The sequence below is a fragment of the Oceanicola sp. D3 genome (genome assembly GCF_006351965.1).
GTDB lineage: Bacteria > Pseudomonadota > Alphaproteobacteria > Rhodobacterales > Rhodobacteraceae > Vannielia.
Map to the genome: position 1 here is coordinate 1,933,245 of NZ_CP040932.1, position 24,915 is coordinate 1,958,159.

The following is a 24,915-nucleotide window of genomic DNA, read 5'->3' on the forward strand; positions in this document are numbered from 1 at the left end:
CATGAAAGCTGCCGTCATCACCTTTCCGGGCTCCAACTGCGACCGTGACCTTGCGGTGGCCTTCGAGCAGGCGGGGTTTGATGTGACCCGGGTCTGGCACAAGGACACCGCACTGCCCTCTGGGGTGGATGTTGTGGGCATTCCGGGGGGCTTTTCCTTTGGCGACTACCTGCGCTGCGGTGCCATTGCCGCCAATTCGCCGATCTGCCGCTCGGTGGTGGGCCACGCGGAGGCGGGCGGCTTTGTGCTTGGCATCTGCAACGGCTTTCAGGTGCTATGCGAAACCGGGCTGCTGCCCGGGGTGCTGATGCGTAATGCGGGGCTCAAGTTTGTTTGCCGCAATGTCGGGCTGACGATCGCCAGCGACGAAAGCGCCTTTACTTCGGGCTATGGGCTGGGAGACGAACTGGTGATCCCGGTGGCGCATCACGATGGAAACTACAACATCGACGAGGCCGGGCTGGCGGCGCTGGAGGCCGACCGGCGGGTGGCCTTCCGCTACACCGACAATCCCAATGGCTCGATGGGCGATATTGCCGGCGTGCTGTCGGAAAACCGGCGCGTGCTTGGCATGATGCCGCACCCGGAGCGGGCGGTGGATGAGCGCCACGGCGGCACTGGCGGGGCGGCGATGTTCGCCGGTTTGGCCGAGGCTCTTGTTTCGGCCTGAACGGGGGCGAACAGGGGCAGGCTCGTCGAGCCTTCGTGCTTTCCTCGCGAGGTAAGCAGCCGACGTTGCGCCTCACCTCTTCGGCACCTGAGGCGGGATCGGCTTTCCCAATGCAGCGGCAGCGCTTAGACTTGCGACATGAGTGAGGAGGCCACACGGCGGCGCGGGCTGCGCCGGTATCTGATGCGGCTGGGCTGGGTGTTGATCCTGGCCCTGGCCATTGTCACGGTCTGGCTGACGAACCACTACCTCACCCTGCGCTTCACCGAGACCACCCGCAATCAGGCCGAACTGCGACAAGCGCTCTACGCGGGCAACATCATCTCGGAGTTGCAACGCAGCCAAGTGGTGCCGCTGCTGCTCTCGCGCGACCCCTCGTTGATCGGGGCGCTCAACACCTCGGATTTTCTGACAACCTCGCAGCGGCTTATCGAGTTTCGCGACGAGATCGGGGCCAAGTCGATCCTGATGCTGGATACGTCGGGCCGCGCCGTGGCGTCGACCGACCGTAACCTGCTGGGCTCCAACCACCGCACCGCGCCCTATTTCGTAGAAGCGCAGCGCTCCGATGGCACCGTGTTCACCCTGCATTTGCAGGAAAACAACGCCATGGAGTTCGCCTATTCCCGGCTGATCCGGCATGACAATCAGGGTGTCGGGGTGATCGTGGTGGAGGTCGATCTCGGTAAGTTCGAGCGGCAGTGGGCCGGAATTTCTGATGCGGTTCTGGTGACGGACAGCACCGGCATGGTCATCCTGTCGACCGAGCCGCGCTGGCGCGGGCACCCTATAGACGAGGCACTGGCCGAGCAGGATCCGCCCTCAGCGATCGAGCGCGCCATCGAGGCCACGGCCGACTGGAGCTTCATTCCGCCGGATGCCTACCTCTTTGGCGAGGCGGTCATGCGCACGGATGCGCGGATCACCTTTCAGGGCTGGCGGATGACCTCTTTCACCGCCTACAGCTCGGTGCGTGAGCGAGTGAACGGCGTGCTGGCGCTGGAGATCATGGGCTTCGCATTGCTGCTCGCGGGCTCGTTCTGGGTGCTGTCGCGCAAGGCTCGCTCCGAGCGCCGTGTCGCGCTGCGGGAGTCGGCAGAACTTCGCCAGTTGAACCTGAGGCTGCAGCGGGAAATCGCTGAGCGGGAAAAGGCCGAGCGTAGCCTCGAAGTGGCCGAACAGACGCTTGCGCAAAGCTCCAAGCTGGCCGCGCTTGGCGAGATGTCGGCAGCCGTCAGCCACGAGTTGAACCAGCCGCTTGCCGCCATGCGTACCTATCTCGCCGGGGCCAAGCTGCTGCTGCAACGCAAGCGGCCGGATGAGGCGCTCTCGTCCTTCCAGCGGATCGACGATTTGATTGGTCGGATGGGGGCCATCACCCGCCAGCTCAAAAGCTACGCGCGCAAGGGCGACGTGGCCTTCGAACCCTTTGATCTAAGGGATGCGGTGAGTTCGGCGCTCTCGATGATGGAGCCGCAACTGCGCTCGCGGCACGTGGTGATTTCTCGCAGCATTCCGAGTGCTCCGGTGATGATCCGGGCCGATCGGTTGCGGGTGGAGCAGGTGCTTGTCAACCTCTTCCGCAACGCGCTGGATGCCACCCGCGAGGTGGCCGAGCCCGCGCTTGAACTGATCCTTGCCACCGGCGATACGGCCACGCTGACGCTGCGCGACAACGGCCACGGGATCGAGGATCTGGAGCATCTGTTCGAGCCATTTTATACCACCAAGGCCCCCGGCGATGGCGTCGGTCTGGGGCTTGCCATCTCCTCGGGGATCATCAACGAGTTGGGCGGACGTCTCACGGCACGGAACGGACGGGCAGGCGGCGCCGTTTTCGAGTTACAATTGCCGATGCTGCAACAAGACAGCGCCACGGCGGCGGAATAGAGCAGGACACCAGCAACAACATGGCACAGGCTATGAAAATCGCGATCATCGACGACGAACAGGACATGCGCCAATCTATCAGCCAATGGCTGGCGCTTTCCGGATTCGAAACAGAAACCTACCCCTCCGCCGAAGAGGCGCTGAAGGGGATTGGCCCAGACTTTCCCGGTGCCGTGGTCTCCGACATCCGGATGCCCGGCATGGATGGCATGGCGCTGCTTAAAAAGCTCATGGCGCAGGATAGCGCCCTGCCTGTCATCATGATCACCGGCCACGGCGATGTGCCGATGGCGGTGGAGGCGATGCGGGTGGGGGCCTTCGACTTTCTGGAAAAGCCGTTTAACCCCGACCGGATGACAGCGCTTGCCAAGAAGGCCACCCAGCGCCGCCGGATGAGCCTTGATGCCCGCGCACTGCGCCGGGAGCTGGGCGGCGGCACCACGATCATGAAAAAGCTCATCGGGGCCTCCCCGGTGATGGAGCGACTGCGCGAGGACATCCTCGATCTTGGTCAGGCTGACGGCCATGTGCTGATCGACGGCGAAACCGGCACCGGCAAAACACTTGCCGCCCATGCCCTCCACGCGGTGGGCTCTCGCGCCTCCAAGGAGTTCGTTATCGTGTCCTGCGCCGCCTTTGACGAAGAGGAACTGGCCGCGCAGCTGTTTGAGGGCAATTCCGACAAGGGCCGCCTGCCGCTGGTCGAAGAGGCGCGTGGCGGCACGCTTTGCCTTGAGGATATCGAAGCCCTCTCGCCTGCGCTGCAGGCCCGCCTCCTGCAGTTCATCAATGAGCAGGGCACGCCTGCCGAAACCCGCATTGTGGCGGTCAGCAACCTGCAAGAGCAGGGCAAGACCAGCGAAGACATGCTGCGCCCCGATCTCTACTATCGCCTTGCGGCGATGAAGATCACCCTGCCGCCGCTGCGCCAGCGCGGTGAGGACATCCTGATGCTTTTCACCCGCCTCTCCGAGAGCTTTGCCGAGGAATATGGCTGCGAGGCCCCGGCGGTGACGGCGCAGGAGGCCGCACAGCTGCTTCAGGCGCCTTGGCAGGGCAACGTGCGCCAGCTCATCAACATCGCCGAGCGCGCCGTGCTACAGGCCCGCCGTGGATCGGGCACCATCGCTTCGCTGCTGATGAACGACGAGGGCGAGGTGCAGCCGGTGATGACCACCGAGGGCAAGCCGCTCAAAGAGTATGTCGAGGCGTTTGAACGGATGCTAATCGACAACACCATGCGCCGCCACAAGGGCTCCATCGTGAACGTGATGGAAGAGCTGTGCCTACCGCGCCGGACGCTCAACGAGAAGATGGCGAAGTACGGGTTGCAACGCTCAGATTATCTCGGCTGAGCTGCCAAAGCAGGGGGCGGCTTGCGACCGCTCCCTGCTTGCCGCATCTTGCGGCCAGATGAGGCACGTTTGAGCAGAGCATGAAATCCAGCGGAATATTCTGGCCCGCAGTCGGAGAGCTTTGGCAGCGGCGCGGCACGGCGTTGCGGGTGATCTGGCTGCCATTCCTCATCTCCGCATTGACCTACGAAATCTACTATCGGCTTCAGCCGGACGGCTACGGGTTTCTGCCGGCCATCCTCGACTTCTGGGTTTTCTCTTGGGCAGCGGTCGGCTGGCATCGCGCGGCGCTGTTGGAGGAAACCCCGGGGCCCGTCGGCACGCGCCATCGCGGGCCGGTGACGCGCTATGCGACCGGCTGGTTCCTGGCCGTGTGCGGGGCGGCGATCGTTGCCCTGGGGGTGGGCGTCTTGCTGCTCTGGATCATCGGCCTGGTGAAAGGCTTCGTCAGCGCCAGCCCTGACCTGGGCCTGGCTCCCTATGAGCCAGAACTGAGCTTTCCGTTTTCGCTTTTGAGCGGCCCCGAAAGCCTGTTGGCCCTGCTTCCAGTGGCCTGGGTTCTGATTTTCGTGTTTTTCAACCTCGCCAAATCGCTGCCTGCGGTGGCGATCGAGCAGGAGGATCAGGTGGCGCCGCAGGCAAGAGCCGCCCGCCGCCGTTGGTTTGCCTCCGCCGCCGCTTGGTCCTTGTTGCTGTGGCTTCCTGTGGTGGCGGTGTTCTTTGTGGCCTTTCTCGCGATCGACACGGCGGCTTGGGAACTCGGACAGGAGGCGCCGCCGCGTGGGTGGCTGTCCGTGCTGGATTTCGCGTTGAGCGCCGTCTACGCGCTCAACGTGTTGATCGGGGCCAGCGTGTTGACCCTCGCCTACCGCCGCACCGCCCTGCAGCCTTCAAGCGCAGGGGAGGCCGGTGCACCGTGACGGCGGATGCGGCCCGGCGGCTTGTGGTGCCTGCGCGCGCGGTTTAAGGCCGGGTTATGGCTGTCTTTTATTTTCTCGCCGTGGCGCTGCCGTATATCTCGGCCTTCCTGCTGACCCTCGCGGTGGCAGGCGTGCTGGGCCTGCTGATCTGGCTGCTGAATGGCCGTCATTGGTGGGGGTGGCTGGCGGGGCTGGCGCTTGCGTTGGCGGCAAGCTGCGTGTCACCGGTGCTTCAGCGCATCGAAGATGCGCGCATCACCGCCCGCCTCACCGCCGCAGAGCCTCAGCCTGCGCAGCTGGCGCTGGAGCCGGGGGCGCTGATCCACCTGCATGACGGCAACCACTATGGCATCACCTGCCGCCCCTGCGACTTCACGGCGCTGCCCTTCGTGACCGAGGCCGAAACCGTCAGCCTCTATCCGATGCTGATCGACAACCGGGGCGAGTTGGTGGAGCGCGTCAACCTCAACGCCCCCACGCCCGACCGCGCCACGCGAGGGCGCTTTCGCTACGCTTTTATCTCGGTGCCTCAGATCTGGTATGAGGGCGCGCCCTTTGATCCGCCAACATGGTATCCCGCACCGGTCCCGGCGGGGCTCAAAGGCGTTCATATGCTGGTGGAATTGCCGCCAACGGGCATCATTCGCCCGGCGGAGTTGCAGCCGCTCTACCTAAGGGTCAATCGCCAGTATGAGAGCGAGGCGCTGTTTTCCTGGGGCTTCGTCACCGAAACCGTGGCGCGGCCCGAGCCCGAAGATATTTTTACCGACCTTGCCGCGCGCGTCACCGCCCGCTGACCACCAGATGCAGCGGCGCTTAGGCAGGCAGCCACAATAAGCCCTTTTGCTTTTGCAGCATCCATGAAATAGGGAAGCGCCAACCGAACCCTCACAAGGAGAGCCGTGATGGAGATTCGCGAGGCGCTGACCTTCGATGATGTTTTGCTCGTTCCGGCAGAGAGCCGGGTGCTGCCCTCAACCGCCGATACGGCGACGCGGGTGACGCGGGCCATTTCCATGAACATTCCGCTGCTGAGCTCAGCGATGGACACGGTGACAGAGAGCCGCATGGCCATCACCATGGCGCAGGCGGGCGGGATCGGGGTGATCCACAAGAACCTGAATGTCGAGGAGCAGGCCCGCGAGGTGCGCCGGGTCAAGCGATTTGAGAGTGGCATCGTCTACAGCCCCGTCACCCTCACCCCCGATCAGACCCTCGCGGACGCCAAGGCGCTGATCGAGCGGTATAACTTCACCGGTTTTCCGGTGGTGGACGACCAGCATCGCGTGGTTGGGATCGTGACCAACCGTGACATGCGCTTTGCCACTTCCGACGATACCCCGGTGAAGGTGATGATGACCTCCAATGATCTGGCGATCCTTCGGGAGCCCGCCGACCGGGAGGAGGCGATTTCGCTCATGAAGGCCCGTCGGATCGAGAAGCTGCTGGTGACGGATGCCCAAGGCAAGCTCACCGGGCTGCTGACACTGAAGGACACCGAGCAGAGCGTGCTGAACCCCACCGCCTGTAAAGACAGCCTTGGCCGCCTGCGCGTGGCGGCGGCAACTTCGGTAGGCGATGCGGGCTTTGAGCGCACCGAGGCGCTGATTGATGCTGGCGTGGATATCGTGGTGATTGATACCGCCCATGGCCACTCCGAAGGCGTGATTGCCGCCGTAGAGCGGGCCAAGCGGCTCTCCAACGAGGTGCAGGTGATTGCGGGCAACGTGGCCACGGGCGAGGCGACAAAGGCATTGATCGGTGCAGGCGCGGATGCGGTGAAGGTGGGCATCGGCCCGGGCTCGATCTGCACCACGCGGATGGTGGCGGGCGTTGGCGTGCCACAGCTGACGGCGGTGATGGATTGCGCAGCGGCGGCGGGCGATGTGCCCGTTATTGCTGACGGCGGCATCAAGTTTTCCGGTGATTTTGCCAAGGCCATCGCAGCCGGGGCAAGCTGCGCCATGGTCGGCTCGATGATTGCCGGCACCGACGAAAGCCCCGGCGAGGTGATCCTGTACCAGGGGCGCAGCTTCAAGAGCTATCGCGGCATGGGCAGCCTTGGTGCCATGGCCCGTGGCTCGGCCGATCGTTACTTCCAGAAGGATGCGGCCTCCGACAAGCTGGTGCCTGAAGGGATCGAGGGGCAGGTGCCCTACAAGGGGTCGGCAGGCGCGGTGATTCACCAGCTCGTCGGTGGCCTGCGGGCTGCGATGGGTTACACCGGCTGCGCCACCGTCGAGGAGATGCGCCGCAATTGCAGCTTCGTCAAAATCACCGGAGCGGGGCTAAAGGAAAGCCATGTGCATGACGTGCAGATCACCCGCGAGAGCCCGAATTATCGCATTGGGTGAATGCTTTGCGGATTGCAGTTGACGTAGCATGACCCCCGCTGCCCGCATTGCCGCCGCCGCCGAGGTGCTGGACGCCATCGCCGGAGGCCTCGCTGCCGAACCGGCCCTCAGCCGCTGGGGCCGGTCCAACCGCTTTGCGGGCTCGGGCGACCGGGCGGCCATCCGCGATCACGTGTTTGATGCGCTGCGCTGCCGTCGCAGTTTTGCGGCTTTGGGTGGGGGCACGTCTGGCCGTGCACTGATGCTAGGGATGCTTCGCGCGCAGGGCCGCGACCCGGCGGAGGTTTTCTCGGGCGAGGGCCACGCTCCTGCACCGCTGACGGCTGATGAAGCGGCTGCTGGCCACCTCCCAACCGGGGCCGAGGCGCTGGATCTGCCTGATTGGATCGCCGCCGATTTGGAAGCTTCACTTGGGGCAGAATTTTCCCCTGTTTGCAGGGCCATGCAGGCCAGAGCTGATGTGTTTCTTCGCGTCAATGCGCTGAAGGCAACCCGTGAGGAGGCTCGCGACGCGCTCTCGGCAGAAGGGATCGCCGCTGAGCCTCATGCGCTCGCCCCGATGGCGCTCCGCGTTACCTCGGGCGCGCGCCGATTGCGCAATTCAGCCGCGTTCAACGAGGGGATGGTAGAGCTTCAGGACGCAGGCTCTCAGGCGCTTTGCGAGGATATTCCCCTGCCAGACGCCGGGGCCGTGCTGGATTACTGCGCGGGCGGAGGGGGCAAAAGCCTTGCGCTCGCTGCACGTGCGCCCTCGCTGCGCTATGTCGCCCATGACGCGCACGCGCAGCGGATGAATGATTTGCCCCCGCGCGCGGCCCGTGCAGGCGCTCAGATCGAGGTTTCGACCGGCCCGCAGGGGGAGTTCGAGCTGGTGGTTGCCGATGTGCCCTGTTCCGGCTCCGGCGCGTGGCGGCGGCAGCCCGAAGCCAAGTGGCGCCTTGATCGTGATGGGCTGGTGGCGCTGACAGAGTTGCAGGCGCAGATTTTGGATGAGTGCAGCGCCTTCGTGCCGAAGGGCGGGGCGCTGGCCTATGTCACCTGCTCTTTGCTGGCCGCCGAAAACACCGCGCAGGCCGACTCCTTCCTGTCGCGGCATCCCGAATGGGAGCTGGAACATCAGCGCCGGTTGACCCCGCTGGATGGCGCAGATGGCTTTTTTCTTGCGGTGTTCCGGCGTTCAGGGAGAAGTTGAGACTCTTCGAGCAGGCAGAACCGTATCAGTCTTAATCGCCGATTAACGATTTTCGGGCGACTCTGCTGTGCAACGAATCGAAGGGAGAACATACCTGTGTCGCACCCAGCGCTGACGCCCACTCCGCTTGCGCGTATCGCGCGGGCCTTTCAGGGGCGGGTCTGGTATGTCTTCGGAGCAGCCGTTCTCTGTGTCGGCGCCGGCATCGCGCTGCCGGCCCAGCCGGTGTCGCTGGTCTTTTTGGCTTCCGGTTCGACGTTGCTGGCGCTGGTGGTGCTGATGCAGTTGCTGGCCGGGCGTCAGGCGACTGCCGAGAGGGCGCTTGCAGAAACGGTCGCCGGGTTCACAGAGCTGGATTCCGCGCCCTGTTTCACCACGGATCCCGACGGGGCCGTGACCCATCTGAACGCGAGCGCGCGCAAGCGGTTCTCGGCCGAGCCGGGGGAAACACTGCCGCGCATTCTGCGGGAGCTTCTTGCCAACCCTGCCGCGCTGCTCAGCCGGCTGGAAACCCGAGCCGAATCCCGTGGCAATTCCTGTGAGGATGTTGTGACCCGCAAAGGCCACATGCGGCTGGTGGTGCATCGGCTTGGCGATGACGGCTACCTGTGGCGGATGGAAGACCTGATTGAGCGCGAAGGCGGGCGCGGCGCCGAAAGTCTCAGCCTGCCGATGATGACGATCAACAAAACCGGTGCTGTCCTCTTCATGAACGAGGCCCTTCGCAGAGTGCTTGGCGGGCGGGCCAAACGCTTGGAAGACGTGCTGGTTGACCCAGACAACGAGGGGCTGACGGGCCCACAGCGCATTATCGGCCCGGCGGGGGAGTTGAAGTGCTACGCGGTGGAAATCGCTGGCCAAGCGGGGCGCCGCGAAGTGTATCTGCTCCCTGCCGCGCAGACTGCCGATCGACCCGCGGCCACCGCGCCCGTAGCTGCGGCCTCGCATGCTCCCCCCGATCTTCTCGATCACCTCCCCGTTGCATTGCTGCGGATCGGCCGGGATGGCACCCTGACAATGGCCAACCGCCTGGCGCGGGAGCTCTTGGGGGATGAGAATGTCATCGGCATGCCGGTGTCTGATCTGGTCGAAGGGCTTGGGCGCTCCGTGCGGGATTGGATCACCGAGGCCGCCGAGGGGCGCGGCCCGTTGCGCGCAGAGGTTGCGCGAGCAAAGCTGCCGGTGAAGGATATTTTCCTGCAGATTTCCCTCAGCCGTGTGGTCGAAAATGGTGAACCTTCACTGGTGGCCGTGTTGAACGACGCAACCGAACTCAAGACGCTCGAAGCGCAGTTCGTGCAAAGCCAGAAAATGCAGGCCATTGGCCAGCTTGCGGGCGGTGTGGCGCATGATTTCAACAATCTGCTCACGGCGATTTCCGGCCATTGCGACCTGCTGCTGCTGCGGCACGATCAGGGCGATCCGGATTATGGTGACCTTGTCCAGATCAATCAAAACGCAAACCGCGCCGCCAGCCTCGTGGGCCAGCTTCTCGCCTTCTCACGCAAGCAAAACCTGCAGCCCGAGGTGCTCGACATGCGTGATACGCTGTCTGACCTTGGTCATTTGCTGAATCGGCTGGTGGGGGAGCGCGTGAGCCTGACGCTCAACCACGACCCGGAACTGCCTGCGATAAGGGCCGACAAGCGGCAACTGGAGCAGGTCATCATGAACCTCGTGGTCAACGCGCGGGATGCGATGAAGGAAGGCGGCACCATCACCGTTGAGACCCAGACCCGCACGCTTGATGAAGAACTGCACCGAGATCGCGCCACCGTGCCGCCGGGCTCTTACGTCGTTGTTTCGGTCGCGGATGAGGGCACGGGAATCGCCCCCGACAAGATAGAGAAAATCTTCGAACCCTTCTGGACAACCAAGCGCCCCGGTGAAGGCACGGGCCTTGGGCTCTCAACCGCCTATGGTATCGTCAAGCAGACCGGCGGATACATTTTTGCCGATTCCGTGCCGGGGCAGGGCAGTTGCTTCACGCTATTCTTCCCTGCTTACGAGCGCCCCCAGGAAGCACCTCGCCAAGCGCTCGACTCCCTCCCGACCGAAGCCTCCGGTAAAGGGGAGGGCGTTGTTCTGCTGGTCGAAGATGAAGCCCCCGTCCGCGCCTTTGCATCACGGGCCCTGCGCATGCGCGGCTACACCGTGCTGGAGGCCGAGAATGCCGAAGAGGCACTTCGTGTATTGGAAGATATCGAGCTGAAGGTCGATGTCTTCGTTACCGACGTCATAATGCCCGGAATGGATGGCCCCAGTTGGGTGAAAAAGGCACTGGAGATGCGGCCCGATGTGAAGGTCGTCTTTGTATCGGGATATGCGGAAGACAGTTTCGACAATGAACAGGCGCTGATTCCAAACTCCGTCTTCCTGCCGAAACCCTTTTCGCTGAACGAGTTGACCGCGACTGTTCACGACCAGATCCACTAGCAGCTGCGACCGATATGTAGCCGCCGCAACGCCCTTGATAAGTTCAACCGCAGGACCGGATCAGACGTTCTTCCAGTCGCCCCCGCCGATCAAGGCGTCATAGAGCCGGAAGTCCTTCTCAAGGGCCTTCGCCAGCGGCGGGGCGAGCTCCGGGTCAACCTCCAGCTCCGCCTTGGGCGAAACGTTCTCCTGGTCCAGAGTGATCTTTCGATCGAGCCGATTTTCGAGAAACTCGACCATCTCGCCGAACTGCTCGTAGGCAAATAGATAGTCGACCCCGACCCGATTGTCTTCGCGGCGCAGGAACTTCCACTGTCGTCCCAGCCGGGCGTAGTCCGGTTGCGGATCCTTTAGGTAGCCGCGCAGAAACTTTGAAAAGTTCATGTCTCGCGTAGAATTGCTCTGCCCGACCAGATCATTGCGCCGCCGATAGCGATACCAACTGCCCAACCAATCGAGCGGCTCGCGCATGGCGGCCACGGTGCGAAAGGTCGGCCACTCTTTTTCGCCCACGATCCGCGGCATCAACCGGTTCGCCCAGGCCACGCCCATGTGCTTGACCAGCGGCGGATGACGGAAGGCGATATCGGCCTCGTTGCCAAGGGCCGTTTCCAACGCGTGCGTGCCCGTTTTGGGCGTCGCCAGAAGCACCAGTCGTGCGTCCCAGAAAACCAGCATTCAAACCCTCATCACCTGCAGTCCGGAGCATTTGGTAAACGTTCACGCTTCATTAACCAAGGGGAGTCCATGATCAATGTCAGCAAGATTCACCTTGCTTTGTTCTCGTTTTGATCGCATAACCTGCGGAACAAGGGGTGAACAACAGCAGTCATTGCCGGTGCAACCGGCATGTGGAATAAGGACGGGAACAATGGCCACAGCGAAACTTCTGGACATGGGCAAAGCAGGCAACAGCGATAAGCAAAAGGCGCTCGACAGCGCACTTTCTCAGATCGAGCGGCAGTTCGGCAAGGGCTCCATCATGAAGCTCGGCGGCGACAATGTGCTCAAGGACATTGAAGCCACCTCGACCGGCTCGCTCGGCCTCGACATTGCACTGGGAATCGGCGGCCTCCCAAAGGGCCGCATCATCGAAATCTACGGCCCGGAAAGCTCGGGGAAGACAACGCTCACGCTGCACTGCGTGGCTGAAGAGCAGAAAAAGGGCGGCGTCTGCGCCTTCGTCGATGCCGAACACGCGCTCGACCCGCAATATGCCCGCAAACTCGGCGTTGATCTTGACGAGTTGCTCATCTCGCAGCCCGACACTGGCGAACAGGCGCTTGAGATCACCGATACGCTGGTGCGCTCCGGTGCCGTCAGCCTCGTTGTCGTCGACTCGGTGGCGGCGCTTACGCCGAAGTCCGAGCTGGAAGGCGACATGGGCGACAGTTCCGTTGGTGTGCATGCCCGCCTGATGAGCCAGGCCATGCGCAAGCTCACCGGCTCGATCAGCCGTTCCAACTGCATGGTGATCTTCATCAACCAGATCCGCATGAAGATCGGCGTGATGTTCGGCAGCCCCGAAACCACCACCGGCGGCAATGCGCTGAAGTTCTACTCCTCTGTCCGTCTCGACATTCGCCGCATTGGCTCGATCAAGGATCGCGACGAGGTGGTCGGTAATGCGACGCGGGTGAAGGTGGTGAAAAACAAGGTCGCACCGCCGTTCAAGCAGGTTGAGTTCGACATCATGTATGGCGAGGGCATCTCGAAGATGGGTGAGCTGGTCGATATGGGCGTGAAGGCCGGTATCGTCGAGAAGTCCGGTGCCTGGTACTCCTACGGCGACGAGCGGATCGGCCAGGGTCGCGAAAACGCCAAGCAGTTCCTGCGGGACAACCCCGACATGTCGCTTGAGATCGAAGACAAGATTCGCGCCTCCCATGGGCTCGATTTCGACATGCCGGGCGGTGAAAAGGCCGCCGCTGGCGAGGATGACGACCTTTTTGAAGGCTGATCTCCAGCAATAGATGTTTTGAAAGGGCGGTCCGCTGGGGCCGCCCTTTTCGCATTCGCCCGTGGACAGTGCCGGGGCAGGGGGCTAAACCTGCCCGAACCCATTTCCGCCCTTTCGGAACAAGAACATGCGCACGCTCAACGACATCCGAACCACCTTTCTCGACTACTTCGCCCGTCAAGGGCACGAGGTTGTCGACAGCTCGCCACTGGTGCCTCGTAACGACCCCACCCTGCTGTTTGCCAATTCCGGCATGGTGCAGTTCAAGAACCTCTTCACCGGGGTCGAGCACCGCGACTACACCCGCGCCACCACCGCGCAGAAATGCGTGCGCGCCGGGGGCAAGCACAACGATCTCGACAACGTTGGCTACACGGCGCGGCACCATACCTTCTTTGAAATGATGGGGAATTTCTCTTTCGGCGACTATTTCAAAGAGCAGGCGATCCCCTTTGCATGGGAGATGGTCACCAAGGAATTGGGCATCGACCCCTCCAAATTGCTGGTAACGGTCTATCACACCGACGACGAGGCGGCGGAGCTCTGGAAGAAAGTGGCCGGGCTGCCGGATGAGCGGATCATTCGGATCGCCACGAATGATAATTTCTGGATGATGGGCCCCACCGGACCCTGCGGCCCGTGCTCGGAAATCTTCTATGACCACGGCGAGCAGCATTGGGGCGGCCCTCCGGGAACGCCCGAGGAAGATGGCGACCGGTTTGTCGAAATCTGGAACCTCGTCTTCATGCAATACGAGCAGTTTGAAGATGGCACGCGCCGCGAGCTGGAGGCCCAGTCGATTGATACCGGCATGGGCATCGAGCGTGTCGCTGCGCTTCTGCAGGGCACGAATGACAACTATGCCACCGACCTGATGCGCGCCCTGATCGAGGCCAGCGCCAATGCGTCTTCGACCGATCCGGATGGTGAGGGCTCGGTGCATCACCGCGTCATTGCCGACCATCTGCGCAGCACCTCCTTCCTCATCGCTGATGGGGTGATGCCCTCGTCGGACGGACGCGGATATGTGCTGCGCCGGATAATGCGCCGCGCGATGCGACACGCCCACCTGCTGGGCACCAAAGACCCGATGATGCACCGCCTTGTGCCTGAACTGGTCCGGCAGATGGGCGGCGCCTACCCGGAGCTTGGCCGTGCCAAGGCGCTGATCGAAGAAACCCTGCTGGCCGAGGAAACGCGGTTCCGCACCACGTTGGACCGGGGCCTGAAACTTCTGGACGATGAGCTTGGCAGCCTGCCTGAAGGTGCGGAACTGCCGGGCCAGACGGCGTTCAAGCTCTATGATACCTATGGTTTTCCGCTCGACCTCACGCAGGACGCTTTGCGTGAGAAGGGCCGTGCGGTGGATACCGCGGGCTTTGACACGGCCATGGCGGAGCAAAAGGCCAAGGCCCGCGCGGCTTGGTCCGGCACCGGCGAGGCGGCCGATGACGCGCTTTGGTTTGACCTTGCGGATGAAAGCGGCGCAACCGAGTTTCTTGGCTATGACACCGAGGTTGCCGAGGGCCAAATCCTCGCGCTGGTGAACGGCGGGGAGCGGGTGAAATCTGCCAAGCCCGGTGACGAGATTCAGCTGGTGGTGAACCAGACACCGTTTTACGCCGAATCCGGCGGGCAGGTGGGCGATACCGGCACGGTAAAAACCGAGACGGGGCGCGCGGTGATAACGGATTGCCGCAAGGTAGCCGGCGTTTTCATCCACTTTGCCCGCGTTGAGGAGGGCACGCTGGACGTGGGGCAGGGCGCCGAACTGACGGTGGATCACAGCCGCCGCAGCCTGATCCGCGCCAACCACTCGGCCACGCACCTGTTGCACGAAGCCCTGCGCGGCGCGCTTGGCGACCACGTGGCACAGCGCGGCTCGCTCAATGCGCCCGACCGGCTGCGGTTCGATTTTTCGCACGGAAAGGCGCTCAGCCCGGAAGAAATTTCGCGCATCGAGCGCGAGGTGAACGCCTATGTGCGCCAGAATACGCCTGTTGAAACCCGGATCATGACGCCGGATGACGCCCGCGCCATCGGGGCTCAGGCGCTTTTCGGCGAGAAGTATGGCGACGAGGTGCGTGTTGTGTCCATGGGGCGCGCTGATACTGGCAAGGGCAGCGACGGTCAGACATGGTCGATCGAGCTGTGCGGGGGCACCCATGTGGCCCGCACGGGGGATATCGGCGCTTTTGCCCTCACCTCCGAGGCGGCCAGCTCTGCCGGTGTGCGCCGCATTGAGGCCCTCACCGGCGAGGCGGCGCTGGCCGAACTGCGGGGCCGTGACGTGGCCCTTAGCGAGATCGAAGGCCTGCTGAAAACCTCCGGCCCCGATGTGATCACCCGGCTCAAGGTTCTGCTGGATGAGCGCAAGAGCCTGACAAACGAGGTTGCGCAGCTGCGCCAGCAACTGGCCATGGCTGGTGGGGATGCGCAGGTTGAAGTGAAGGATATCAATGGCATAGCCTTCATCGCCCAAGCGCTTTCTGGCGTAACCGGCAAAGATTTGCCCGGCCTCATTGACGCCCATAAGGAAAAGCTCGGCTCCGGCGCGGTGCTGCTGGTCGCAGATGCGGGAGGCAAGGCCGCCGTCGCTGCCGGCGTGACTGCCGACCTGACAGAACGCGTCTCTGCCGTCGATCTGGTCAAGGCCGCCGTGGCAGAGCTTGGCGGCAAGGGCGGGGGCGGACGGCCTGACATGGCGCAGGGTGGGGGCGCAGACCCGTCCAAATCCGCCGAAGCCATTGCCGCTGCCGAAGCCATCATAGGAGGATAAGATGCCCGCACTCTGGATCGCTCATGTAACTGTCACCGACGCCGAGGCTTACGGCAAATATGCCGAGCTGGCTGGCCCTGCGATTGCCAAGCACGGCGGCAGCTTTGTCGCGCGCGGCGGGAAGTTTGTGCAGCTTGAAGGCAAGGAACGCCCGCGCAATGTGGTGGCAAAGTTCCCCTCCGTCGACGCTGCGGTGGAGTGCTACAACTCTCCCGAGTATCAAGAGGCGCTCAGCCACGCGCGCGGCGCCTCCGAGCGCGAACTGGTGGTGGTGGAAACCTCCGAGTAAGGCTTTCAGCCGTAGGGGTTTTTTGCGCTCCTGTCAGTTGAGAGTGAGACCGTACTCCGCGCCACCAGCGCTTCGATGGCATCGGCGAGGTGCACGTCGCCAATCGCCTCATCCCCAGCCGCAACCCTCAAGCGGTGTGCCTCGGCCAGCACCTCGGCGTGGGTGCATCCCGCTGGAGGCTCGAATTTGTAGCAGGCCAACTCGATCAGCAGGCCAAGCGGATCCTTGAAATAGAGCGAGTCCATAAAGCCCCGGTCCTTCGGGCCGGAATGGCCGATGCCGCGTGATTCCAGCCGGGCCTCGGCCTGATTCCACGTGGCCTTGGAGACGATGAAGGCGATGTGATGCACGCAGCCCGGCTCGGTGGGCGTGCGCCGCCGGTCGGCCCTGCGGCTCTCGTTGGTAAAGATGGTGATCAGCCGCCCATCGCCGGGGTCGAAGTAAAGATGGCTTTCGTCGGCATTGTCGAGGTTGGGCTGCTCGAAGAGGAAGGGCATGCCCAGCACGCCCTCCCAGAAATCGATCGAAGTTTGCCTGTCGGCACCGGTGAGCGTGATGTGATGCACGCCCTGGGATTGGATTTTTTGCATCGCGGCCTCCGGATGGTGGGTTTTACCCACCCTACAACCATCCGAAGGGCAGGTGTTAGCCCTCTGCGCGCGCAGCCTTCTTGCGCTCATGCGGATCAAGGTGGCGCTTGCGCAGCCGCACCGCGTTGGGCGTGACCTCGACCAGCTCGTCGTCGTTGATGTAGGCAATGGCCTCTTCGAGCGAATGGGTGATGGGCGTGGTCAGGCGCACCGCTTCGTCCGAGCCAGAGGCGCGCACGTTGGTCAGCTTCTTGCCCTTCAACGGGTTCACCTCAAGGTCATTCTCGCGGCTGTGCTCACCGATGATCATGCCCTGATACACCGGTGCCTGCGCCCCGATGAACATCCGGCCCCGGTCTTCGAGGTTCCACAGCGCATAAGCCACGGCCTCGCCTGCATCCATCGAGATCAGAACGCCCGCGCGGCGGCCCGGGATAGAGCCCTTGTGCGGCGCCCAGCCGTGGAACACACGGTTAAGCACGCCGGTGCCGCGCGTGTCGGTCAGAAACTCGCCATGGTAGCCAATCAGCCCGCGCGAGGGCACGTGAGCGATGATCCGGGTCTTGCCCGCGCCCGCCTGCCGCATTTCCACAAGGTCGCCCTTGCGTGCGCCGGTGAGCTTTTCGATGACCGCGCCGGAATGCTCGTCATCCACGTCGATGGTGACTTCCTCGACCGGCTCCAGCCGCTGCCCGTCTTCTTCGCGCATCAGCACCTGCGGGCGCGAGATGGATAGCTCGAAGCCCTCGCGGCGCATGTTTTCGATCAGCACGCCCATCTGCAATTCGCCCCGACCGGCGACCTCGAAGGCCTCGCCGCCCGGTGTGTCGGTGACCTTGATCGCCACGTTCACCTCGGCTTCGCGCATCAGTCGCTCGCGGATGACCCGGCTTTGCACCTTCTTGCCGTCGCGGCCCGCCAGCGGCGAGTCGTTGATCCCGAAGGTCACGGAAATCGTCGGCGGATCAATCGGTTGCGCATCGAGCGGCTCTTCGACCGCGAGCGCACAGATGGTGTCGGAGACGGTAGCCTTGGCCATGCCGGCCAGCGTAACGATATCGCCTGCCACGGCCTCGTCGATCTCTTGCAGGCCGAGCCCGCGGAATGCCTGAATCTTGGAAACGCGGAATTGCTCGATTTTCTGGCCGTTGCGGGTGAGGGCCTGCACGGTTGCGCCAGCCTTGATGCGGCCCGATTCAACCCGGCCCGTCAGCGTGCGCCCGATAAAGGCATCGGCGCCCAGCGTGGTGGCCAGCATGCGGAAGTCTTCATCCGCGTGCTTCTGCTGCTTGGGGGCGGGCACGTGGTTGACGATCAGCTTGAACAGCGCGTCCAGATCCTTGCGCGGGCCGTCTAGCTCGGGGTCGCACCAGCCGGACCGGCCAGAGGCGTAAAGGTGTGGGAAGTCGAGCTGGTCTTCGTCGGCATCGAGCGCGGCGAAAAGGTCGAACACTTCGTCCAGCGCGCGGTCGGGCTCGGCGTCGGGCTTGTCGACCTTGTTGAGCACGACGATGGGGCGCAGGCCGAGGGCGAGCGCCTTAGAGGTAACGAACTTGGTCTGCGGCATCGGCCCTTCGGCGGCATCCACCAGCAGCACCACGCCATCGACCATGGAGAGGATGCGCTCCACCTCGCCGCCAAAGTCGGCGTGGCCGGGGGTGTCGACGATGTTGATGCGGGTGCCCTTCCACTCGACCGAAGTGCATTTGGCAAGGATGGTGATACCGCGCTCGCGCTCAAGGTCATTGGAGTCCATCGCCCGCTCGGCCACCGCCTGGTTCTCGCGGAAGGCGCCCGATTGCTTCAGCAGCTCGTCCACAAGGGTGGTTTTCCCGTGGTCGACGTGGGCGATGATGGCGATGTTGCGCAGGTCCATTTTCTGTCCTCAAAAGCGTTCGCGCCGCGCATATCCTGCGCTGCGGCGAATGGCCAGCCTCAAGTGACGACGTACCAGTCTCGTCGGTGGTTGAACGCCACGACAAAGTTGAGGATGACCGCGCCCAGCAGCGACCAGAGCACCGCCGTGAGCGGCAGGACGAGGGCCGCGACGGAGAAGAGCAAGATATCGTGGATGAGCTGGGTCCAACCGGCGCGAAAGCCGTATTTGTCTTGCAGGATCAGCGCGATGATAGACACGCCGCCAAGCGAGGACGAGTGCCGGAACAGGCCGAGCAGGCCAACGCCTGCCGCAACGCCAAAAAGCACGGCCGCCGCCGCCGGGTGCACATCGGCGATGATCAGGAGCGGTGCGAGTGCTGTGGACATGAGCGAAAGCAGCGTGACGGCGGCGAGCGATTTCAGGCAAAACACCGGGCCACGCGCGCGCCATGCGAAGGCGTAGAAGGGGATGTTGATGACAAAGAACACCAGCCCGAACGACCACCCCGAGAGGTAGGAGATGATCAGCGCCGTGCCCGCCGTGCCGCTTGAGATCAGCCCCGCCGCGCTCAGAAGGTGCACTCCAAGCGCGGCCTGTGCGGAGGCGACCAGCAGCCCTTGGGCATCCTCGATGGGCGTGTAATGCGGGGTGTCGTCAGGGGTGGTCATGGGGCGATCTGGCCTTTGCAGCGATGCGCGGTCAAACCCTGCCGGTGGGGCAGGGCGCGATGGCGGGGGTGGCTGCCTGCTAGTGCGGCGTTGCCGATGAGAAAAGATGCAGCACGAGCACGCCGGCAAGGATGAGGGCGAGGCCGACCACTGCCGGAAGGTCCAGCTTTTGCCCGTAGATCAGCAGGCCCATGACCGCGATCAGCACAATGCCGAGACCCGACCAGATGGCATAGACCACGCCCACAGGCATCACCTTCACTGTCAGGGACAGAAAGTAGAACGACACCGCATAAGCCGCCACAACCAGCGCTGCCGGAGCCAGTCGGGTGAAGCCGCGCGTGGCGGGCAGGGCGACGGTGCCGATGGTTTCGGCAAGGATGGCGAGCACGAGGAAGAGGTAGGTCTTGGGCATGAGGGCACCGGTGCTGAATGGGGCTGCGGGCGGGCACCACCGCGCCGCCTGTTGCCTCCCTAGCTCACAGCGCTGGCAGAGGCGAGTCGCTGACGCCTGCACTGTGCGGCAGGTCGCACGGTTTCTCCGAGAAACTGTGTGGAAACCCACACATTGGCTTTGGGCTGTGAGATGAGGATGCCGCTGCAACCCATTGATAGAAGGGCCAATCATCAAAATACCTGCTCTCAGCACGGAATTTGATTGTCACACACCCGAGAGTTGCGGAAGGTTCTGCCACACCGCCTGCGACCAACGCAGGCCACCCAAAGGGAGGAAACCTAATGATCCGCCGGACCATGCTCCGAGCGGCCCTCGTGGCCGCATGTCTCACGCCCCTCACGCTTCAGCCAATCGTGGCGCAAGACCTCATCCCCGAGGTCACCCAGCCGCAGGCCGAAAATCCAGCTCGCGTTCTGCTCGTGGGCAACAGCTACCTGTATTACAACGACAGTCTGCACAATCACCTGCGCCGGATGGTGATGGCGGGCACCGAGGTGGAGCCACAGTACAAGTCTTCCACGATCGGCGGCGCGCGGATCGACCATCACAACATGGACTGGCTCACAACGCCGGGGGCCATCGGGGTGGAAGAGCCGTTTGAACTGGTTCTGCTTCAGGGCCATTCCAATGCGGCCCTCTCTGAGAAAAACGCCAAGCGCTACATGGATGGGGTGAAGGCCGCCGCGGCGCTGATCGAAGAGCGCGGTGGCAAGGTGGCGCTCTACATGCCACATGCCTACGTGGAGCCGCACAAGAGCGCAGATCCGGAAAACATCCGCACCAACGCGCGCTTCTATACCGAGGCAGGCAATGAGATTGACGCTATCGTCATCCCGGTAGCATTGGCCTTCGAGGAGGCCTACAAGCGCCGCCCCGAGATCGCGCTGCACAAGGATTACGACGGCTCACACCCCAGCCTGCTGGGCAGCTTCCTTGCGGCGGCGACGGCCTATGCAACGCTCTACGGCGCGGATCCGGTGGGCAACGAGTATGACTACTTCGGAAAGGTGAGCGCAGAGGATGCGGCCTTCCTGCAGGAAGTCGCCCGCGACACTGTAAACGCCTACTTCGGGCGATAGGCAAAGGGCGGGCCGGGGCACACTGGCTCCGGCCCGCACCGCATCTTATCCGCCGAGCGCCTTTTGCAGGTTCTCGTCGATCTTTTCGAGGAAGCCGATCGTCGTGAGCCAGCCCTGATCGGGGCCGACGAGCAGGGCGAGATCCTTGGTCATATGGCCGCTCTCCACCGTATCGACAATCACCTGTTCCAGCGTTTCGGCAAAGCGGGTGAGTTCGGCGTTGCCGTCCAGCTTGGCGCGGTGCTTCAGCCCGCCGGTCCACGCATAGATCGAAGCGATGGAGTTGGTGGAGGTGCTCTTGCCCTCCTGATGTTGGCGATAGTGCCGCGTCACCGTGCCGTGCGCTGCCTCGGCCTCCACAATCTGCCCATCCGGCGTCATCAGTTGCGAGGTCATCATGCCAAGCGAGCCGAAGCCCTGCGCGACAGTGTCAGATTGCACATCGCCATCGTAGTTCTTGCAGGCCCAGACGAACTTGCCGTTCCACTTGAGCGCGCAAGCCACCATATCGTCAATCAGCCGGTGCTCGTACCAGATGCCAGCGGCCTTGAATTTCTCTTCAAATTCAGCCTCGTAGATCTCTTGGAACAAGTCCTTAAAGCGCCCGTCATAGGCCTTGAGGATGGTGTTCTTGGTGCTCAGATACACCGGCCAGCCAACGTTGAGCCCGTAGTTCAGCGAGGCGCGGGCAAAGTCGCGGATGCTCTCATCCTGATTGTACATGCCCATATAAACGCCGGCATCGGGCGCATCGTAGACCTCGCGCTCGATCACCTCGCCATTCGCGCCTTCCCACTTCATCGTCAGCTTGCCGCCGGAAGGAAAGTGAAAGTCGGTCGCCTTGTATTGGTCGCCAAAGGCGTGGCGGCCCACCACGATGGGCGAGGTCCAGCCGGGCACGAGGCGCGGCACGTTCTTGCAGATGATCGGCTGGCGGAAGACCACGCCGCCGAGGATGTTGCGGATGGTGCCATTGGGGCTGCGCCACATCTTCTTGAGGCCGAATTCCTCCACCCGCGCCTCATCGGGCGTGATGGTGGCGCATTTCACGCCCACGCCCACTTCCTTGATCTTCTCGGCGGCGTCGATGGTGATCTGGTCGTCGGTCTCGTCGCGCACCTGAATCGAGAGGTCGTAGTAGAGCAGGTCGATGTCGAGATAGGGCTCGATCAGCTTCTTCTTGATGAAGTCCCAGATGATCCGGGTCATCTCGTCGCCGTCGATCTCGACCATCGGGTTCTCGACTTTGATCTTCGACATTCGCGCGTCTCCTTGAGGCCTTCGGCATCCTTGGCGCAACCTGGTTAAGCGCCGGTAAAACTGCGGCGGCCGAATGGGCCGCCGCGTGTGATTTATCCGATGATCGCGTTCAGCGTTTCGCTGGGGCGCATCACCGTGGCCAGTTTGCCCGGCTCGTTCATGTAATAGCCACCCGTGTCGGCAGGACTTCCCTGCGGTGCGGCCAGCTCGCCGGTAATTTGAGCCTCGCCCTCGGCCAGTGCCTTGGCAATGGGCGCAAACTCTTCGGCCAGCTCGGCGTCGGCGCTTTGCGCGGCCAGCGCCTCGGCCCAGTAGCGGGCAAACCAGTAGTGGCTGTCGCGGTTGTCGGGCTCGCCCACCTTGCGGGAAGGCGAGCGGTCATGGTCGAGGATGCCCTGCGTGGCCGCATCCACCGCATCGCCCAGCACCTTGGCCTTGGCGTTGCCCTTCACGTCTGCGAGGAAACGGAAGCTCTCGCCCAGCGCGCAGAACTCGCCAAGCGAGTCCCAACGCAGGTGGTTCTCTTCGTGCAACTGCTGCACGTGTTTGGGGGCCGAGCCGCCTGCGCCGGTCTCAAACAGCCCGCCGCCCTGCATCAGCTTCACGATGGAGAGCATCTTGGCGGAGGTCGCCAGCTCGAGGATCGGGAAGAGGTCGGTCAGGTAGTCGCGCAGCACGTTGCCGGTGATGGCGATGGTGTTCTCTCCTCGCGTGATCGTCTCCAGCGACGCACGGGTGGCCTCGCGCGGGGCCATGATCTCGAACTTGTCGGCCACGCCCTTGGCTTCGAGGATCGGCTTCACGATGGCGATGAGCTGCGCGTCATGGGCGCGGTTTTCGTCGAGCCAGAAAATCGAACGATAGCCGGTCGCCCTCTGCCGTTCGATGGCCAAGTTCACCCAGTCTTCGATGGGGGCCTTGCGGGCCGAGGCGGAGCGCCAGATGTCGCCCTTCTTCACCGCATGCTCGTGCAGCACCGTGCCATCCTCCAGCACCATCTTCACCACCCCGTCCTCGGGGATCTCGAAGGTTGTGGGGTGAGAGCCGTATTCCTCGGCCTTCTGGGCCATCAGCCCGAGGTTCTGCACCGTTCCGGCGGTGGCGGGGTTCAGCTTGCCATTGGCTTTGAAGAACTCGATGGCCTCGTCATAGACCGGCGCATAGCTGTTGTCAGGGATCACGCAGACGGTGTCATGCTCCTTGCCGTCCGGCCCCCAGCCCTTGCCGCCTGCGCGGATCAGGGCGGGCATGGAGGCGTCGATGATCACGTCGCTCGGCACATGCAGGTTGGTGATGCCCTTGTCGGAGTTCACCATATACATCGGCGGTCGGGCGGCGCGGCACTCCTCGATGGCGGCCATGATCTCGGGCTCGTCTTTCACCTTGTCGAGCAGCGCACCCATGCCGCCGTTGGGGTTGACGCCGAGCGCCTCCAGCTTATCGCCGAACTTCTCGAAGACCGGCGCGAGCCAGGCTTTCACCGCGTGGCCAAAGATGATCGGGTCGGAGACCTTCATCATCGTCGCTTTCATATGCAACGAAAACAGCACGCCCTCGGCCTTGGTCTTTTCGATCTCGGCGGCGAGGAAATCATCCAGCGCAGAGGCAGACATGAAGGTGGCATCCACCACCGTGCCTGCCGGGTAGCTCACGCCGTCTTTCAGCACGGTTTCGCCGGAGGCCCCCTCCAGCACGATCTTCGCCGTCGCCGCACCCTCAAGCGTGGCCGAAACCTCGTTGGAGCGGAAATCGTTGCCCTCCATCGAGGCCACGCGCGTCTTGCTCTCTGAGGTCCACTCGCCCATGCGGTGCGGGTTGGCCTGGGCGTAGTTCTTCACCGCGCTCGCCGCGCGCCGGTCGGAGTTGCCCTCGCGCAGCACCGGGTTCACCGCCGAGCCCTTGATGGTGTCATACTTGGCGCGCACCGCCTTTTCTTCGTCGGTCTCGGGCGCATAGGGGTAGTCTGGCAGGGCAAAGCCCTTGTCCTGAAGCTCCTTAACCGCGGCCACAAGCTGCGGCTCGGAGGCCGAGATGTTGGGCAGCTTGATGACGTTGGCCTCGGGGGTCTTCACCAGCTCGCCCAGTTCGGCGAGGTCGTCGGCGATGCGCTGATCGTCTTTCAGGTGCTCGGGGAAGGTCGCCAGGATGCGGCCCGCGAGCGAAATATCCTTGGTGCCCACCGAGATGCCCGCCGCTTTGGCGAAGCGCTGGATGATCGGCAGAAGCGAGGCGCTGGCCAGTTCCGGGGCCTCGTCGACCTTGGTGTAGATGATGTCGGGCGTGTTGCTGTCGGCCATGTTGGAGCCCCCTCGCTAGCTGTTGTTAAGGCCCGCCGCGCACCTGCTGCGGCGCGGAATCGGGATGTTGCGGCTGTCCTATCCCATATCCTTGGCGCATGGAAGGTATGCCGTTGTATACCGATTGTCGCAGGCCTCAGCTTTCCGAGGCGCGCAGGGCTGCCGCAAGGGTCTGCCCAAGCTCCACAACCGCGTCGATCTGTTCGGGGCGCTTCAGGGCGCCGTGCAGGCGGATTGACAGGCCGTCACGGCCCCGGATGATCGCCGGGCGCGCGCTGCGGGGCAGGGGGCTGGCCGGGATGGCGGGGTGCAACGCTATGGGGCGCAGCGCATCCTCTGCGCCGGGTGTCGCCATCAGCAGTGCCGGACTGCCCTCCAGCGGCACTGGCTTCAGGTCGGGCACCTCCTCGGCCATGCTGCCCAGCAGCCGGCCCAACATGGCCTGCGCCAGCCCGCCGCCCAACATGCCCGCAAAACGCTCCACATCCGCCGCGCGGCTGCCGTCGATGTCGAGCGGCAGGATAGACAGGCCGTGGGGTAGGGCGAGGCTTGGGTCTTGCCACTCGGTGTAGCGGGTGGTGTTGCTGGAGCTTGAGCCGCCCGAGCGCTGCACCACGATCTGCAACACCCAGCCTTCGCGCGGGCTGCTGATGCGGGTCACGGTCTTGCGCCCCTCCCGCCCGGTAGAAAAGTGCCACCCCGCCGCAGCGCAATGAGCGCGCAGCAGGGCCTCGCGCTTCTTTGCCCACCAGAGCAGCGCGCCCACCAGAGCGATCTGGCCCAAGAAGACCACCGTGACCAAAATGATGATGGCCGTGTTCGACACGCGCGCGCCTCCCG

20 protein-coding genes are annotated in these 24,915 nt (G+C 63.5%); 12 read left to right on the forward strand and 8 right to left on the reverse strand.

What is annotated here, in order from left to right; all coding sequences use genetic code 11:
• The first annotated feature begins 1 nt into the window (after position 1).
• The 8 genes from purQ (at position 2) to FHY55_RS09840 (ending at position 10,817) form a co-directional block, all read left to right on the forward strand.
• Entirely contained in the window at positions 2-670 is a 669-nt protein-coding gene (gene purQ / locus FHY55_RS09805; protein WP_140014019.1) for a phosphoribosylformylglycinamidine synthase subunit PurQ, read from the forward strand.
• Positions 671-808: 138 nt separating this feature from the next.
• The gene (locus FHY55_RS09810; protein ID WP_254695469.1) at positions 809-2,560 is read left to right on the forward strand and encodes an ATP-binding protein; all 1,752 of its coding nucleotides are present in this window, start codon (positions 809-811) and stop codon (positions 2,558-2,560) included.
• 20 nt (positions 2,561-2,580) lie between these two features.
• Positions 2,581-3,915, forward strand: coding sequence for a sigma-54 dependent transcriptional regulator (locus FHY55_RS09815; RefSeq protein ID WP_140014020.1), 1,335 nt, complete (start codon positions 2,581-2,583; stop codon positions 3,913-3,915).
• A gap of 80 nt (positions 3,916-3,995) precedes the next feature.
• Complete coding sequence (locus FHY55_RS09820) at positions 3,996-4,835, forward strand: hypothetical protein (protein ID WP_140014021.1); 840 nt, start codon at positions 3,996-3,998, stop codon at positions 4,833-4,835.
• 56 nt (positions 4,836-4,891) lie between these two features.
• On the forward strand, positions 4,892-5,632 hold the full coding sequence (locus FHY55_RS09825) for a hypothetical protein (RefSeq protein WP_140014022.1): 741 nt from the start codon (positions 4,892-4,894) through the stop codon (positions 5,630-5,632).
• Between the two features lie 108 nt (positions 5,633-5,740).
• A complete protein-coding gene (guaB, locus tag FHY55_RS09830; RefSeq protein WP_140014023.1) occupies positions 5,741-7,189 on the forward strand; it encodes an IMP dehydrogenase in 1,449 nt (482 codons plus the stop codon).
• Between the two features lie 28 nt (positions 7,190-7,217).
• Positions 7,218-8,381, forward strand: a complete 1,164-nt coding sequence (locus tag FHY55_RS09835) for an RsmB/NOP family class I SAM-dependent RNA methyltransferase (protein ID WP_140014024.1) — start codon at positions 7,218-7,220, stop codon at positions 8,379-8,381.
• A 96-nt stretch (positions 8,382-8,477) separates the two neighbouring features.
• The gene (locus FHY55_RS09840) at positions 8,478-10,817 is read left to right on the forward strand and encodes an ATP-binding protein (RefSeq protein ID WP_254695470.1); all 2,340 of its coding nucleotides are present in this window, start codon (positions 8,478-8,480) and stop codon (positions 10,815-10,817) included.
• 60 nt (positions 10,818-10,877) lie between these two features.
• On the opposite strand, the gene FHY55_RS09845 is transcribed toward FHY55_RS09840, so the two are convergent.
• Positions 10,878-11,495: a hypothetical protein gene (locus FHY55_RS09845; protein ID WP_140014025.1), complete on the reverse strand. Its 618-nt coding sequence runs from the start codon at positions 11,493-11,495 to the stop codon at positions 10,878-10,880.
• Positions 11,496-11,688: 193 nt separating this feature from the next.
• Here FHY55_RS09845 and recA point away from each other — a divergent pair, with 193 nt between their 5' ends.
• The 3 genes from recA (at position 11,689) to FHY55_RS09860 (ending at position 15,845) form a co-directional block, all read left to right on the forward strand.
• Entirely contained in the window at positions 11,689-12,777 is a 1,089-nt protein-coding gene (gene recA, locus FHY55_RS09850; protein WP_140014026.1) for a recombinase RecA, read from the forward strand.
• Positions 12,778-12,904: 127 nt separating this feature from the next.
• Complete coding sequence (gene alaS / locus FHY55_RS09855) at positions 12,905-15,556, forward strand: alanine--tRNA ligase (RefSeq protein WP_140014027.1); 2,652 nt, start codon at positions 12,905-12,907, stop codon at positions 15,554-15,556.
• A gap of 1 nt (position 15,557) precedes the next feature.
• Positions 15,558-15,845 carry a DUF1330 domain-containing protein gene (locus FHY55_RS09860; RefSeq protein ID WP_140014028.1) on the forward strand — a complete coding sequence of 96 codons (288 nt, stop codon included), beginning with the start codon at positions 15,558-15,560 and terminating at the stop codon, positions 15,843-15,845.
• Between the two features lie 5 nt (positions 15,846-15,850).
• On the opposite strand, the gene FHY55_RS09865 is transcribed toward FHY55_RS09860, so the two are convergent.
• The 4 genes from FHY55_RS09865 to FHY55_RS09880 all read right to left on the reverse strand — a co-directional run bounded on the left by FHY55_RS09865 (position 15,851) and on the right by FHY55_RS09880 (position 19,397).
• Positions 15,851-16,435, reverse strand: coding sequence for a VOC family protein (locus FHY55_RS09865; protein ID WP_140014029.1), 585 nt, complete (start codon positions 16,433-16,435; stop codon positions 15,851-15,853).
• 55 nt (positions 16,436-16,490) lie between these two features.
• Complete coding sequence (gene typA / locus FHY55_RS09870) at positions 16,491-18,311, reverse strand: translational GTPase TypA (RefSeq protein ID WP_140014030.1); 1,821 nt, start codon at positions 18,309-18,311, stop codon at positions 16,491-16,493.
• A 59-nt stretch (positions 18,312-18,370) separates the two neighbouring features.
• Entirely contained in the window at positions 18,371-18,982 is a 612-nt protein-coding gene (locus FHY55_RS09875) for a YitT family protein (RefSeq protein ID WP_140014031.1), read from the reverse strand.
• A gap of 79 nt (positions 18,983-19,061) precedes the next feature.
• On the reverse strand, positions 19,062-19,397 hold the full coding sequence (locus FHY55_RS09880) for a multidrug efflux SMR transporter (RefSeq protein WP_140014032.1): 336 nt from the start codon (positions 19,395-19,397) through the stop codon (positions 19,062-19,064).
• 323 nt (positions 19,398-19,720) lie between these two features.
• Between FHY55_RS09880 and FHY55_RS09885 the strand changes: the two genes are divergently transcribed.
• On the forward strand, positions 19,721-20,518 hold the full coding sequence (locus tag FHY55_RS09885) for a hypothetical protein (RefSeq protein ID WP_140014033.1): 798 nt from the start codon (positions 19,721-19,723) through the stop codon (positions 20,516-20,518).
• Between the two features lie 45 nt (positions 20,519-20,563).
• Here FHY55_RS09885 and FHY55_RS09890 read toward each other — a convergent pair whose 3' ends face one another.
• The 3 genes from FHY55_RS09890 to FHY55_RS09900 form a co-directional block, all read right to left on the reverse strand.
• Positions 20,564-21,778 carry an NADP-dependent isocitrate dehydrogenase gene (locus tag FHY55_RS09890; protein ID WP_140014034.1) on the reverse strand — a complete coding sequence of 405 codons (1,215 nt, stop codon included), beginning with the start codon at positions 21,776-21,778 and terminating at the stop codon, positions 20,564-20,566.
• Between the two features lie 92 nt (positions 21,779-21,870).
• A complete protein-coding gene (locus FHY55_RS09895; protein WP_140014035.1) occupies positions 21,871-24,075 on the reverse strand; it encodes an NADP-dependent isocitrate dehydrogenase in 2,205 nt (734 codons plus the stop codon).
• Between the two features lie 136 nt (positions 24,076-24,211).
• Positions 24,212-24,901, reverse strand: coding sequence for a hypothetical protein (locus FHY55_RS09900; protein WP_140014036.1), 690 nt, complete (start codon positions 24,899-24,901; stop codon positions 24,212-24,214).
• Positions 24,902-24,915: the final 14 nt, after the last annotated feature.

What these genes read in the sequence shown, in the direction of transcription:
- purQ (WP_140014019.1), top strand. Translation starts at nt 2, where the DNA reads ATGAAAGCTGCCGTCATCACCTTTCCGGGCTCCAACTGCGACCGTGAC.
- FHY55_RS09810 (WP_254695469.1), top strand. Translation starts at nt 809, where the DNA reads ATGAGTGAGGAGGCCACACGGCGGCGCGGGCTGCGCCGGTATCTGATG.
- FHY55_RS09815 (WP_140014020.1), top strand. Translation starts at nt 2,581, where the DNA reads ATGGCACAGGCTATGAAAATCGCGATCATCGACGACGAACAGGACATG.
- FHY55_RS09820 (WP_140014021.1), top strand. Translation starts at nt 3,996, where the DNA reads ATGAAATCCAGCGGAATATTCTGGCCCGCAGTCGGAGAGCTTTGGCAG.
- FHY55_RS09825 (WP_140014022.1), top strand. Translation starts at nt 4,892, where the DNA reads ATGGCTGTCTTTTATTTTCTCGCCGTGGCGCTGCCGTATATCTCGGCC.
- guaB (WP_140014023.1), top strand. Translation starts at nt 5,741, where the DNA reads ATGGAGATTCGCGAGGCGCTGACCTTCGATGATGTTTTGCTCGTTCCG.
- FHY55_RS09835 (WP_140014024.1), top strand. Translation starts at nt 7,218, where the DNA reads ATGACCCCCGCTGCCCGCATTGCCGCCGCCGCCGAGGTGCTGGACGCC.
- FHY55_RS09845 (WP_140014025.1), bottom strand. Translation starts at nt 11,495, where the DNA reads ATGCTGGTTTTCTGGGACGCACGACTGGTGCTTCTGGCGACGCCCAAA.
- recA (WP_140014026.1), top strand. Translation starts at nt 11,689, where the DNA reads ATGGCCACAGCGAAACTTCTGGACATGGGCAAAGCAGGCAACAGCGAT.
- alaS (WP_140014027.1), top strand. Translation starts at nt 12,905, where the DNA reads ATGCGCACGCTCAACGACATCCGAACCACCTTTCTCGACTACTTCGCC.
- FHY55_RS09860 (WP_140014028.1), top strand. Translation starts at nt 15,558, where the DNA reads ATGCCCGCACTCTGGATCGCTCATGTAACTGTCACCGACGCCGAGGCT.
- FHY55_RS09865 (WP_140014029.1), bottom strand. Translation starts at nt 16,435, where the DNA reads ATGCAAAAAATCCAATCCCAGGGCGTGCATCACATCACGCTCACCGGT.
- typA (WP_140014030.1), bottom strand. Translation starts at nt 18,311, where the DNA reads ATGGACCTGCGCAACATCGCCATCATCGCCCACGTCGACCACGGGAAA.
- FHY55_RS09875 (WP_140014031.1), bottom strand. Translation starts at nt 18,982, where the DNA reads ATGACCACCCCTGACGACACCCCGCATTACACGCCCATCGAGGATGCC.
- FHY55_RS09880 (WP_140014032.1), bottom strand. Translation starts at nt 19,397, where the DNA reads ATGCCCAAGACCTACCTCTTCCTCGTGCTCGCCATCCTTGCCGAAACC.
- FHY55_RS09885 (WP_140014033.1), top strand. Translation starts at nt 19,721, where the DNA reads ATGATCCGCCGGACCATGCTCCGAGCGGCCCTCGTGGCCGCATGTCTC.
- FHY55_RS09890 (WP_140014034.1), bottom strand. Translation starts at nt 21,778, where the DNA reads ATGTCGAAGATCAAAGTCGAGAACCCGATGGTCGAGATCGACGGCGAC.
- FHY55_RS09895 (WP_140014035.1), bottom strand. Translation starts at nt 24,075, where the DNA reads ATGGCCGACAGCAACACGCCCGACATCATCTACACCAAGGTCGACGAG.